This window comes from Vibrio lentus (assembly GCF_002875945.1).
Lineage (GTDB): Bacteria > Pseudomonadota > Gammaproteobacteria > Enterobacterales > Vibrionaceae > Vibrio > Vibrio apostichopi.
The window spans coordinates 24464-38427 of the sequence record NZ_MCZK01000150.1; the positions used below are offsets into that span (position 1 = coordinate 24464).

A 13964-nucleotide genomic window follows, 5' to 3' on the forward strand; every position below is an offset into this window, starting at 1 on the left:
GCCATTATTGAGTAAACGACTATCAAATTAATGTCCGGATAGCGGTTAAGGGTAAAGAAAATACCAATAAGGTCGTTAAACCCAAAAACTAAGTAGAGTGCATGAAATTTTTTGAATCGTTTCATAGAGAGACAAGAAGTAAAGAAGAGAGGTAAGCAATAAAGAAGAGGTGATAACGGTGAATTAATAACGAGGTAAAGCTAGCCTTTCTAGCCAGCTTTACCGTTTGAAAGGTCTAGTTAATACGCTGACCTTCAGCATCAAACAGATGGCAATCTTTTGATGCGAAATTTAGATTGAGAGACTGATAACGTGTGACTTCTTGATCCCCGGGGAGGTGCACTTTAAAGCTATCAACACCACATGATTGACCAAACATATACGTACTGTTGCCCAATCGTTCTACTACCTCACTCTGGAATTCAATCGTGATATCAGAATCGCCATTGATCTCCAAATGTTCTGGTCGAATACCAAGCGTCAGCTTTTGTCCTTCAGCAAGGCCATCACTTGGCAATGGCAGAGTAATTTTACTCAAGCCATTAACGGTCAGTTGGGCATGAGTATCAGAGGTGCTATTGACCAAACAAGGTAAGAAGTTCATTTTCGGTGAACCAATAAAGCCTGCCACAAATTCATTTTGAGGGGCGTGATACAGTTCGAGAGGTGAGCCAACTTGTTCCACTCGACCGTCTCTCAGCACGACGATTTTGTCGGCAAGCGTCATCGCTTCCACTTGGTCGTGCGTTACGTAAATCATGGTATTTTGCAGATCTTGATGCAATTTGGCGATTTGTAAGCGCATATCGACACGAAGTTCAGCATCTAGGTTAGACAGAGGTTCGTCAAATAAGAACACTCTTGGGTTACGAACTATCGCTCGACCGATAGCGACACGTTGACGTTGTCCACCCGATAACTCTTTAGGTTTACGTTTCAATAAAGGTTCTAGCTGAAGTGTTTTCGCGGCACTGGTGACTTGCTTCTCGACGGTTTCTTTGGCAACTCCGTTCATTTTAAGTCCAAAGCCCATATTTTCTTCAACGGTCATATGCGGATAAAGGGCGTAGGATTGGAATACCATCGCCACGCCACGCTCGGCAGGATCGACATCATTAACAAGATCATCGCCAATATGGATCTCACCTTCAGTAATCTCTTCCAAGCCAGCAACTAAGCGTAAGAGGGTTGATTTACCACAACCAGACGGCCCAACGAATACTACGAATTCGCCGTTACTTATTTCTAGATCAACACCATGGATCGTTTGAACATCACCATATCGTTTGATGACCTGTTTTAAGCTGATATCAGCCATGCTCTCTCCTTGCTTCGTTGGACTACATCACTTTGCCTTTAAAACATACGCTTTCATCAGAAATTTGTTAGATGCCTCGGATAAATTATTGATCGGGGTCATACAAATTTTACAAATCATACTGATTTTTGTGGAAACGTTTACAAAAATAAAACATAACCGTGCGTAATATTATCAATAAGCCTAATATTTGAACGTAATTACCATAAATGCTGAGTTGCTAGATTAAATTTAGAAATCTAGGTGGAAATTTATCAAATAGTAAATGAAGCTTTGAAGACAAGGAATTCCGGGAAATGGAGCAATCTGTGAAAACGATATACCCAGAAAATCGCATCCCATCTGCTAAAAAGAAAAGACGTATTAGTTCTAAGGTATCGCCTTGGTTGTTCTTGGCACCTGCTATTGCCATCTTTTCTCTCTATGTTGTTTATCCGATCTTGGACAGCATTTGGCTCAGTTTCTTTGAGTGGGACGGGCTCGGTGAGAAAGAGTGGGTAGGGCTCGAGAACTATCGCGAACTGTTTGACTCAGAGGCGTTCTACACCTCCTTAACGAATAACTTTCTTTGGTTGATCTTCTTTATGCTCGCGCCACCTTGTGGCTTGGCGATTGCCCTTTTCTTAAACCAACAAGTGAAAGGCATTCGTGTCGTTAAATCCTTATTCTTTTTCCCCTTTGTTATTTCTCAAGTGGTGGTCGGCCTCGTATTTTCTTGGTTCTATGACCCGTCATTTGGTCTTTTCAACATGGTACTGGGTGCCTTCGGTTTTGAGCCCGTTTCAATACTTGCTGATGAAGACTATGTGACCTATGGAATCATTGCTGCAGGCCTATGGCCACAAATTTCTTACTGCATGATCTTGTATCTCACGGGGTTGAACAACCTCGATCCAGAGCAATTAGAAGCGGCGCGACTGGATGGCGCGAAGAAGTGGCGCATGTTGTGGTATGTGGTACTTCCTCAATTAAGACCTGCGACGTTTATTGCTGTGGTCGTGACCGTGATTGGTGCCCTTCGTTCTTTCGATTTAGTGGCAACCATGACGGCGGGTGGACCTTGGGGAAGCTCGACAGTATTGGCGTATCAAATGTATGAAGAGTCTATTTTTAACTATCGAATGGGTTACGGTGCGGCGGTGTCTGTGGTGCTGTTTCTGATTATGGATATCTATATCGCTTACTTCTTGTGGCGCATGTTAAGGAGTGAAAAATAATGTTTCCGCAACCAATTCAAAAAGCCGGTCGCTTTACTAATATCAGCTACCGAGTCGCGTTACCTATCTCGATCGTGATGTGGTTATTACCGCTAATCGCCGTGATGATGACGTCGATTCGTTCGATGGATGACATCAACAAAGGTAATTACTGGGGCTGGCCGAGCGAGATTCAGTTCATTGAGAACTACACCCAAGTTTTTTCCTCGACCTCAATGGGGCAGTACTTAATTAATAGCTTGATCATCACACTGCCAGCGGTCGCAGGGGCTGTCGCTCTCTCGACTTTGGCCGGGTACGCTTTGGCGAAATACAACTTCAAAGCCAATGTGTGGATATTTGCGATGTTCATTGCGGGCAACTTTGTTCCGTTCCAAATCTTGATGATTCCAGTGCGTGATCTAACGATTGGCCTTGGTCTCTACGATACTCATTGGGCGTTAATTTTCTTCCATATCGCTTTCCAAGCCGGCTTTTGTACCTTGTTCATGCGGAACTTTATTGTTGGCATTCCCGATGCCTTGATTGAAGCAGCGCGTGTAGAGGGAGTCAGCGAATGGAAAATATTTTGGCATGTGGTGCTGCCTTTAGTTCGCCCTGCATTAGCTGCGCTAGCCGTATTGGTGTTTACCTTTATTTGGAACGATTTCTTCTGGGCACTAGTACTGGTTCAGAGTGATGACGTTCGCCCGGTAACGGCGGGGTTGAGTTCACTGCAAGGCCAGTGGTTGGCGTCTTGGCAGTTTATGTCTGCGGGAGCGGTCGTGGCTGCCATTCCACCAGTCGTGCTTTTCTTCACCATGCAAAAACACTTTATTGCTGGCCTGACATTAGGTGCGACCAAAGGGTAAATAACGAGATAAGAATAGATACACGAATCTAGCGATAGCGACGGCTTTAAGTCGTTATTGCTAACGGCATCCCGAATGGATGAATTATTGAAGAGAAACTAAAACACGCATAACCCTACGAGACAAAACAATAAAAATTGGACTTAGTGAGCTTAGCTCTATAACAAGGACCTCAATATGAAATACGTGAAACATATCGCTGCTACGGCAGTGCTTGCTGCCTCCGTTTCTACAACAGCGTTTGCAGGAACCTTAGTCATCAACTCTGATGCATCTGATCCTGCGCCGAAAGAAGCGTGGGGTGAGATCATCAACCGCTTTGAAAAAGAAAACCCAGATATTACGGTCAAGTACAACTTGTACGATCACGAGTCGTATAAAACAACGATTCGTAATTGGTTGGTCACTTCGCCGCCGGATGTGGTTTTTTGGTATGCGGGTAACCGAATGAAAGCATTCGTTGACCGTGGCTTGTTCGAAGATGTGAGTGACACTTGGGCTGACAACAATATGCAGCAAGATTTTGCGTCAGCCGCACCTGCAATGACGGTGAACGGCAAGCAATTTGGTGTGCCTTATACGTATTATCAATGGGGTATCTACTACCGTAAAGACATCTTTGAGCAGTATGGAATTGCTGAACCTAAAACATGGGATGATTTGAAATCGGCATCGGCAACGCTTAAAGAAAATGGGGTTGCACCGTTTGCGATTGGTACTAAGTACCTGTGGACTGCAGCAGGTTGGTTTGATTACATCAACATGCGTACCAACGGCTTGGATTTCCACATTCAGTTGATGGAAGGCAAGGTGCCTTATTCTGATGAGCGAGTGAAGAAAACGTTCGCTAACTGGGCAGAGCTTGTTGAGCCTGGTTACTACTTAGAAAATCACGCGTCTTATTCTTGGCAAGAAGCTCAACCATTCTTGTACAACGGCAAGGCAGCGATGTACCTGATGGGTAACTTCATTACGCCAAACTTCCCTGCCGAATTAGATGGCAAGATGGACTTCTTCCAATTCCCTGTGATCGATCCAAGCGTTCCAATGTCAGAAGATGCGCCAATGGATACGTTGCACATTCCTTCTAAAGCGAAAAATAAGGAAGATGCACGTAAGTTCCTAGAGTTTGTTGCGCGTGCGGAAAATCAGCAACTTATCAATGAGATGCTGCTACAAATCCCGACCAACAATAAAGCCAAAGCGAAATCTGATCCGTTCTTAGATAAAGGTGTAGCAATGCTGGCTTCTACTGATGGTACGGCTCAGTTCTATGACCGCGATACCGATCCTGCGATGGCCAAAGAAGGCATGAAGGGCTTCCAAGAGTTTATGGTTCACCCTGATCGCATCGAAAAAATATTGAAGAAACTCGATAAGGTGAGTAAGCGCGCCTTTAAATAATGTGTTATTCGCCGCAGCAGTTCTCGCTGCGGCTTCTACTTTTTCTAAGTTTGTCATTGCTGGTGTTATTTCGTCGGCATTTGTCGCGTCCAAAGCGCGGTTTAAGCACTAAGCACTACTTGCAATGATTCACTTTGAACGGTTTATCGTAAGGAACACTCCATGAGAACTTTCTCTCAAGTCATCTCTGCCCGTGAATGGGAAAACCAATATATAACTCACCATAATGTCATTGAGGCTCATGCACCTCTCAATGCTTACACCTCATTCGTACAAGCGCTCACCAAAAATTCACCACGTAAAGTTTCCCTTAATGGGGAATGGAAATTTCAGTTGTTTGATGCGCCCGAGTTCGTGACGGAAGAGTCGGTGTCTGAACATTTCGATGATTCATTGTGGGAGAAGATAGAAGTACCAAGCAATTGGCAGATGCAGGGCTTTGATAAACCGATATACACCAATGTGAAATACCCGTTCGATGACAAACCGCCTTTTGTGCCAACCGACAATCCAACTGGGCTGTATCGCACGCGTTTTAATTGCGCAGAGCACGCGTTATTAGACACTCATCGACTCACCTTTGATGGCGTTAACTCAGCGTTCCACTTGTGGTGTAACGGCAAGTGGGTTGGGTATTCGCAAGATAGCCGTTTACCTGCTGAATTTGATGTGTCTGATTACCTACAGGCGGGAGATAACACCTTAGCGGTGATGGTGCTGCGTTGGTCCGACGGTTCTTATCTTGAAGATCAGGATATGTGGTGGTTGAGTGGTATCTTCCGCGACGTCGCCTTATTGAGAAAACCAAAAGTCGCCATTGAAGATGTTCGGGTTGAAACTCAACTGGACGCTTGTTATCGAGATGCGTGTTTGAAGGTGTCGACACAAATATCGAAACCAAATCCATCAGCTCAAGATAATCAAGCTAACCAAGATCAACAAATAAACCGAGTTAAAGTCGAACTGTTTGATGCGCAGGGGCAACTCATCTCTGAGTCTCAAACTGTTGGCTTGGGTGAGCGAGTGGTGGATGAGAAAGGGCCTTGGTCTGAAGTCGCAGAACACAGTATTTCAGTTGTGAATCCGAATAAGTGGAGTGCCGAGTCACCTTACGTATATCGCTGTGTGGTGTCGTTACTCAATCAACAAGATGAGCTCATAGATTGTGAGGCTTACGATGTCGGATTTCGATGTGTTGAAATTACCGATAGTTTGCTCAAAGTTAACGGTAAGCCGTTGCTGATTCGTGGTGTGAATCGCCATGAACATCACCCTGAATTGGGTCACACCATGACTCGTGAAGGGATGATTCAAGACATCAAACTGCTCAAACAAAATAACTTCAATGCCGTTAGAACCGCTCATTATCCGAATCACCCATTATGGTATGAATTGTGTGATGAGTATGGCCTGTATTTGGTTGATGAAGCCAATGTTGAAACTCATGGCCAGTTTCCTATGTGCCGACTATCAAATGATGCTTCATGGTTAAATGCTTATATGCGCCGTATGACTCGACTGGTCGAGCGCGATAAAAACCACGCCAGCGTGATCATTTGGTCGCTAGGCAATGAATCAGGTATTGGGCGTAATCACCATGCGATGTATCAATGGGTGAAACAAGCCGATCCAACCCGACCAGTTCAGTATGAAGGCGGCGGTGCCGATACTGCAGCGACTGATATTTTATGCCCAATGTACGCACGTGTTGATTGGGATCTACCTGTGGTTGAGAGCCAGCCTGAAGTCACTCCTAGAGTGGGTATTTGTAAAGCTATTGCTCTGCCTAACGAACAGCGCCCGCTGATCTTGTGTGAGTATGCACATGCGATGGGCAATAGCCTCGGTAGCTTCGATAAATATTGGCACGCGTTCCGAGACAACCCTAGGCTGCAAGGTGGCTTTATCTGGGATTGGGTCGATCAGGGGATAACCAAAATTGACTCGAACGGACAGAAATACTGGGGATATGGCGGTGATTTCGACGATGAGATTAACGACCGCCAATTCTGTATTAATGGATTGGTTTTCCCTGATAGAACGGTTCATCCAACCTTACATGAAGTGAAAAAAGCGCAGCAGTTTTATCAGTTCAAGTTGGTTTCTGCATCACCACTGGTGATCGAAATAACCAGTGAGTATTTGTTTGATGCTGAGCTTATCGAAACACTGAATTGGAACATCACGCAAAATGGCGTTATTCAGAGTAATGGAAGCGTTGAATTACTTGTGAAGTCGCAATCGAGCGTACTGCTTGAGCTTGATGGAGCCAACGTTGTTTGCCAACCAAATAGCCTTAATTATTTAAACCTAGAAGTGGTGCTGAATTCAGCGACGCGATGGGCTGATAAAGGACATGTAACGGCCATTGAACAACTGAATTTACCCACCTTATCGCAACTTGTACTTGATGCGAATGTCTCGACGCACCCTCCGAAAGTCAGTGAAACGGAGAAGCGATTGTCTGTGATAGGCGATGATTATCAAGTTGAGTTTGATGTGCTAACGGGGGCTTTAGACCGTTGGCAAGTGAAGGGGGTTGAACAGTTAGTCAGTGGTCTCAAAGATAACTTCTATCGAGCACCACTCGATAACGATATCGGTGTCAGTGAAGCAAACCGAGTCGATCCTAATTCATGGATAGCACGCTGGCAGGCAATGGGGCTTGATTCACTAACACCTGAGTGTATTGAATTTTCCCACTTCACTCAGAAAAACTCAGTCTCAGTGACGGCAAGAATTGCTCACTTAGTTGAAGGGCAAGTTCGTTTGTTGTCGACTTGGCAATACCAATTATTTGCTGATGGTGAGGTTAAGCTAGATGTGGATGTGCAAGCGGCGAAAGGCTTGCCGTCTTTACCTCGAGTGGGATTAACATTCGCATTGAAAAACATCCCTGATAACGTGAGATGGTTCGGTCGCGGACCTCATGAAAATTATCCCGATAGAAAGCTTTCGGCACATGTTGGTTTACATCAGCAGAGCATTGCTCAAATGCATACCCCTTATATTTTCCCGTCAGACAGCGGCTTACGTTGTGATGTTCGTGAAGCAAATATTGGTGAATTTGAACTGAAAGGAAACTTCCATTTTTCTGTCAGTCGATTTGGTCAGCAGCAATTGCAGCAGGCGAAACACACCTGTGACTTAGTAGAGCAAGAACAGCTGTTTGTGAACATCGATGGCTTTCATATGGGAGTTGGCGGGGATGACTCTTGGACGCCAAGCGTACATGATGAATTCAAATTATTGGAAGAGCATTACCATTATCAGGTGCGTTTTCATTGTGGTAAACACAGTTAACGTACAGCGAATAAAGTAAAAAGATCATGGCAGGCCAAATGCTATCTAAGCGGATATAAAAGGGGCACTCAACTTGCGCTGAGTGCCCAAACCTGAAAGAGAAGTCAGGGGCAGAAATTAATATTATCAATCACTTGAAGTATCTAAGTGATTGATGTTTTAGCGCTTATTTACTTCGTTACTTATTTACCTAGCAACCTAGTTATTGATTTATCTAGCAAGCAAGCTACTTAGCCTTATTCAGCTTCGGTAAAGAAGTCGTTGTAAAGCATGTATAGGTGAGCGGCACTCCAAGAGAAGTTTGGTGCACCTTGTTGTTCACCAGTTAGTGGATTGTAGTTCTCACGGATAGGGCCATCTTGCACCAAGCCATCGGCGTGGTCGAAGAATGCGCCTGCCATTTCAATCGCATCGTCACGGTAGCCGTAGCTGTCCATGCCTTTTAGGCCGAAGTAGAACTGGTCTACCCATACACGTCCACGCCAGTAAATATCTGGGCCAAATGCTGGGCTAGACAGCGCCGCAGTACCTAGTGGAACGTAGGTGTTGAACTCTTCCGTATCCTTCATCACCGTTACGACTGCATCAGCGTGTTCTTGTGTTGCTGCGCCGTTGAACAGTGGTGACCAACCTTCAGGGCCTTTACCACGTTCTACAATCGGTTTACCTGCACAGCCGTTGGCTAGTGGTTTGTCTTCAATGCGAATGTCGTAGAAGAAGTTAGTGCCTTCGTCGAACATACAGGTGTTGATGTAGTTCGATAGATGCTCCGCTTTTTCACGGAACTCTTTCGCTTCTGCGTCTTTACCAAGAATGTCAGCCATTTCTGCTAGGTACTTGTTATCGCTGTACATGTAGCTTGCTTGATCGACAGACTCTTGTAGCAGTGAGTAACCCAATAACGTGCCATCTTCAGCGCGGTTTTGAGCGAACTCAACATCCCAATCGCTGCGTTTGCCGCCGTTCGCGACATACGCGTCTAGCTGATCTTTATCGATGAAACCAAATGCGGCTGCATCGTCACGACCTGATTCCCAAGACGCTGCCGTTTGAGCTGGGCTTTCGATGTAATCGTAATTACCTTCAGCGACAACTTTATCGAGTGCTGCTTGGCCTACGACGGTTTCATGTTTGTCGCCACGAACCACAGTGAAGTACATTTCGCCTTCAGGTGTGTTGTGTGCTTTGTCGCGAGCAGCGCCATATTCAGGTACACCGTTGCCGTTGTTATCACGGTTGCGTAGCCACCAATTATGGTATGCCACTAGCTTTGGATATATCTCTTCAAGCCAAGCTTCGTCGCTGGTGGTCTTGTAGACTTCCATTACTGCCCATGCCGCTAAGCTTGGCTTGGTATTACGTTCATTCCAGTTACCTCCGTCGCCGCCACGTTCTGGGCTTATGTTGTAAGCCAATAGATCGGGTACGTAGCCTTCATCCCAAGGGCGAACGGCGTCGTCAGCTTGAATTTGGTAAGCGAACATCGCGCGGATGTTGTCTTTCGCTACGTCTGGGTTGAAGTGAGCCATTGCGTAAGCTTGCTTCCATGTGTCCCACGGCCAAGTTTGGTTGCCCGAGAACCAACGCGCGGTTACTGATGGTGTCACTGAGTCAAACTCCATTGCACCTGCTGCGCCACGCCAGTTACCGTTTAGGGTTTCCATCGCTTTAACAGCAACACGTTCTTGTTCTGGTGTCGCGTTCGGGTTGGTTAAGCCCATCTCAAGATAGCCTTCCCAACGCTCTGCTGATGCTGCGAGGAAGTCGGTCGGGTTTGCCATGATCTTTTTGATTTCTGGCTGTTCAGCTTGTGCTTCTTCTGCCGTTAGAACATGCGAGTAAGTGGTGTAAATGGTGGTCGATTCTTCAATGTTTGCCGTTGAAGTAAACGCTAAACCATCCACTGTAGTTTGTGTTGGAATCGATTTGTGAACTTGGTACTCAGACTCACCTGATGTCAGCAGATCCCAAGTTGAACGCACCTTACCAAAGGTGACCTTTAGGCCATCGTCGGTTGCGACGATTTGACGGTCATACTCAGGGTAAGTTTCAGCGATTGTTTTGTCGGTTTGTGCTACGCCTTCTTTCGCATGGGTCTTTTCTAGCAGTTCACCATCCCACACCAATTCAACAGGAGAGTCGGTAGTGATTTTGGTTTCTAGCAGAGAGGTGCGGTTTGAAGCAAAACGCATCGTCATTTCTACCGTGACATCGTCAGATTTTAGTGTCTGAACTAATGCACCTGGCAGGCTGTAAGCTTCCATGGTGAATGCGACTTTTTTGCCATCTTTGAACACGCTTAGGCGGTCAAAGTTATCAGCCATGAAGTTGATGTATTCTTCAGTAAGCAAAGCAGTTCCTGGGAAACCGCCCATGCCTTCAGCTGTGTCTGGCAGCAAGTGACCATGCCATGCACCTAAGTCAAAGAATGGGTTGAAGCGCTGGTGGTCATCGAAGTCGTAATCACGCATGTATTCTGGTGAACCAGTGCGGTCGATAACGTTCTTAAATTCGTTTGCTTGCAGTTGCTCCGTGTCAGAGCTTGAATTTGATGTACAGCCAGTAACAACAAGTGCTGCGCCGATAGCGAGAGCTGCGAATGATTTATTCAGTTTCATGATGAGTTCCTGTTATTACCAGTAGAAGTATTGCATTGCGAACACTTGCGCGTCGCCGATTTCAGTGTCGCTGCCTACGCCAAAGCGGCTGTCGAACGCAGTAGCAAATGCGCCGTTTCCGTATTCGTACCAAACGCCGGCATTGATGTAAGAGGTGATCTCTTTGTCGCCATTGTCACCGTCAAAGTTTGCGTAGTTGTAGGCTGCTGATAGATAAACGCCTTGTGCGGCTTCGTACCATGCACTGGTTTGAATACCTGATTCACTACCGAAAGACTCTTGGTTGCCTTTGTCGGTATCGTGCCAAACACGAGTGGCAAAGTTTTTGTACTCAGCACCCAATAGTAGAAGCTCACCGCCATCGTTATTACGTACTTCACCGCCACCCATTAGGGTTAGGTCGTCAGTGAGGTCATATTGGAGGTAACCGTTGACCATGGCATTTTTGTCTTTCCATTGGTCTGCAAAACTATCGTACTTACCGAAGTGAAGTAGGGCATCGTCTTCAGAGAAGTCAGATTCTGGAGCGAATGAAACGCTGTAGCGAAGTTTGCCTTCTAGGTTTTGAATCTTCACACCGACGTGTACATCACGCGTGTTTGAGATTGCGTAGCCGTATTCGACTGTTGGGTCACCCCACCATTGAACGTCATCCAGTGACGAGTCCATACGACCGACAATAAATTCTGTTTTTGCGTCGGTGCGGTAGCCAGCGTAAAAGCGGTTAAAACCACCTTCGAAGCCGCCCCAGCCGTGGCCAGTCGCCCAAGCATTACCTTCGTCATCGGCCTGTACTGTCCAGCCTTCCATGTAAGCAAGACCAAACCAATTACCATGCTCGATAGCTAAACCTGCTTCAATGTAAGTGCCGTCTGCGTAGCGACCCTTATCATCACCTTCGAGTGCCACATGACCACCAAGGCCAAGCTCACCGTAAAAGTTAAACAGCGTTTCTGATTCTGTTTTAGGGGGCTGAGTGTCGCCGTGGTTAGCCGCGGTTTCATCAGCGTGCGCATTAGCCGTAAGGGCAGCAAGAATACAGCTTGTAATAAGAGTCTTTTTAGTAAAACTACTTTTCATTTTGTTCACTTCTGTGTCGGGGTTATAAATGAAGCTTCGTAAGCAGTTCTGACTTCTAATATGGGTTGCTCTTCAAGGCGTATATGGTCAGGTCACTTACGATCGCAAAACCAATATTAATGATTATTTTTGTGTTTAAAATTAAATAAACCTAAAAGTGTGATCTGTTTTTAGTAAATGTTTACTTGTGATTTATTTTGGGTTTTAGTTGAATTTATAAACAAATGTCAGGCGAGGGATATATCGGTGTTGTGAATCTAATTTTGATGAAAGGAATAGCTCAGTAAATAGGATGTAAGGAGCAGCGATAAGAAAAAAGGGAAGCGAATAAAAAGGCACTCGCCAAATAGTGAGTGCCTAAGAGAGTTCAAATCAAGATTAAAGCCAAGGTCAAGATTAAAACTAAGGTCAAGATTAAAACTAAGGTCAAGATTAAAACTAAGGTCAAGGTTAAAACCAAGGTCAAGGTTAAAACCAAGGTCAAGGTTAAAACCAAGGTCAAGGTTAAAACCAAGGTCAAGAGAACACTAGGCGTTCGCCGCTTCCGGTTTTGCTTCTAGTTTCTTCTCTTCTGGAGATAAGCTTTTCTCGTATTGACCGTACTTCCACCACGCGTAGCCAAGGAAGATCACTATTCCGCCCACGTTGTAGAAGATGATGGTCATGATGTCTGCACCTGTCGGGAAGGTAGAAGCAAAGAACCCTACAGTGAAGATAGCGATAAGAATCGATACTGCGGTGATACCTACTCGGCGTGAGCCCATGCGGAAATCACGTGGCAAGTGGTCGAGTTTCACACGCAGGTGCAAGTAAGCGATCATGATGAACAGTGGCGGCAACATAGAGGCTGCAGCGGTCATGTTGATGATTGTGCTCATCAGATCTTGTACGGTGTCAGACGCCAATGTTGGGATAAACATCAGTGGAATAACGATGAAGAACTGAACCCAAGCCGCACGCTCTGGCACGCCTTGTTTGTTGAGTGCGACCGTTTTCTCTCCGAAGATACCTTTAGGGATTTCAGAGAAGAAAATCTTAACCGGAGTCGCTGTCCACATCAGTAGGGAACCCAACATCGCAGTGAATGAAACCACGCCCACAAAGCGATTCATTAGAATTTCAGACAATCCAAAGTGTCTTGCTAGTCCTTCGAATACCTGCACCGAACCGCCAGTAAACTTAAGCTCTTCACGAGCAACGAATACGTTCGCAAGCACAGAGCCAACCGAGTAAAGCGCACCGATAAAGATACCGGCAATGATGATCACTTTAACGAAAGACTTGTGTCCGCCCTTGATGTCGTTGACGTAAACCGCAACCGATTCAGCACCGCCAGCCGCCATGAAGATCCAAGTGATTACCCCAAGGAATGCCCAGTTAAAGCTTGGTGTCATCGCTTCAATGGTGATTGGGTCAGCTGGCTCGATGCCACCGATCAGTGCGCCACCAGAAAGCAGGATGTAAGACAGAGTCAGCAACAGCATGAGTGATGATGTTAGTGAGGTGATTGGGCCAAGTAGCTTCGCACCGTTGTTTGAAATGTGCGTAGCAACTGCAAATAGAATCGTGCTCAAGATCGCCGTAGTTATCGGCGTAAATATGTACTCGAAGCCTAAGAAAGCATACGACGCATAAGCGATGATTCTAGGCAGCAGAGAGGTGAAGAAGAATAGGTTAACAAACCAGTAGGTGTAAGCTGAAATAAACGCCCAGCGACCGCCTAGAGAGCTTTTAACCCAAGAATAAACACCCGCCTCAGAGTCTTTATTCAATGATACGAACTCAGCCACGATCAAACAAAATGGCACAAAGTAAAAGATGGTGGCTAAAAAGAACATCGGAGCTGAGGAAAGGCCGATCTCGATGTTGTTGTTTATGATGTTATTGAAGCTGTATACCGCCGCGAAGGTCATAGACAGTAGGGCAAACTTGCCTATCGTACTGCGTTTATTATCGGACATGATGTTCTCCGGTGAATCACGTTGATGATCGTTATTACTAGGTCCTAGAGAGGGAAATCTAGGCCGTGTTTTTATTGTTATGTTGGTTTGGCAAACACCCGCTTTATGAAGTCAGGCTTGGCTCATTTATTATTTTTGTATTGATTTACGAACGAATTTCTTGGCGTTGATCTTGTTGATTTCAGTAAATTTATTACTTGAATAACAAACGC

Annotated in this window: 8 protein-coding genes; 4 read left to right on the plus strand and 4 right to left on the minus strand. The window is 45.6% G+C overall.

Annotated elements, in window-relative coordinates:
* Positions 1-235: 235 nt before the first annotated feature.
* On the minus strand, positions 236-1318 hold the full coding sequence (locus tag BCT49_RS18285) for an ABC transporter ATP-binding protein (protein WP_102437244.1): 1083 nt from the start codon (positions 1316-1318) through the stop codon (positions 236-238).
* A 296-nt stretch (positions 1319-1614) separates the two neighbouring features.
* On the opposite strand from BCT49_RS18285, the gene BCT49_RS18290 reads away from it, so the two are divergent.
* The 4 genes from BCT49_RS18290 (at position 1615) to BCT49_RS18305 (ending at position 8093) form a co-directional block, all read left to right on the plus strand.
* Positions 1615-2535, plus strand: coding sequence for a carbohydrate ABC transporter permease (locus BCT49_RS18290; protein WP_102437246.1), 921 nt, complete (start codon positions 1615-1617; stop codon positions 2533-2535).
* Positions 2535-3386 (plus strand): carbohydrate ABC transporter permease, encoded by an 852-nt coding sequence (locus BCT49_RS18295; protein ID WP_102437248.1) that lies wholly within the window; start codon positions 2535-2537, stop codon positions 3384-3386. The genes BCT49_RS18290 and BCT49_RS18295 overlap by 1 nt, the downstream gene beginning before the upstream one ends.
* A gap of 177 nt (positions 3387-3563) precedes the next feature.
* Entirely contained in the window at positions 3564-4790 is a 1227-nt protein-coding gene (locus BCT49_RS18300) for an ABC transporter substrate-binding protein (protein WP_102437250.1), read from the plus strand.
* Positions 4791-4952: 162 nt separating this feature from the next.
* Complete coding sequence (locus tag BCT49_RS18305) at positions 4953-8093, plus strand: beta-galactosidase (RefSeq protein WP_102437252.1); 3141 nt, start codon at positions 4953-4955, stop codon at positions 8091-8093.
* A 236-nt stretch (positions 8094-8329) separates the two neighbouring features.
* On the opposite strand, the gene ygjK is transcribed toward BCT49_RS18305, so the two are convergent.
* The 3 genes from ygjK to BCT49_RS18325 all read right to left on the minus strand — a co-directional run bounded on the left by ygjK (position 8330) and on the right by BCT49_RS18325 (position 13752).
* Entirely contained in the window at positions 8330-10711 is a 2382-nt protein-coding gene (gene ygjK / locus BCT49_RS18310) for an alpha-glucosidase (RefSeq protein WP_102437254.1), read from the minus strand.
* Positions 10712-10726: 15 nt separating this feature from the next.
* Entirely contained in the window at positions 10727-11791 is a 1065-nt protein-coding gene (gene ygjJ, locus BCT49_RS18315; RefSeq protein ID WP_102437256.1) for a protein YgjJ, read from the minus strand.
* 527 nt (positions 11792-12318) lie between these two features.
* Positions 12319-13752 carry an amino acid permease gene (locus tag BCT49_RS18325; RefSeq protein WP_102437260.1) on the minus strand — a complete coding sequence of 478 codons (1434 nt, stop codon included), beginning with the start codon at positions 13750-13752 and terminating at the stop codon, positions 12319-12321.
* Positions 13753-13964: the final 212 nt, after the last annotated feature.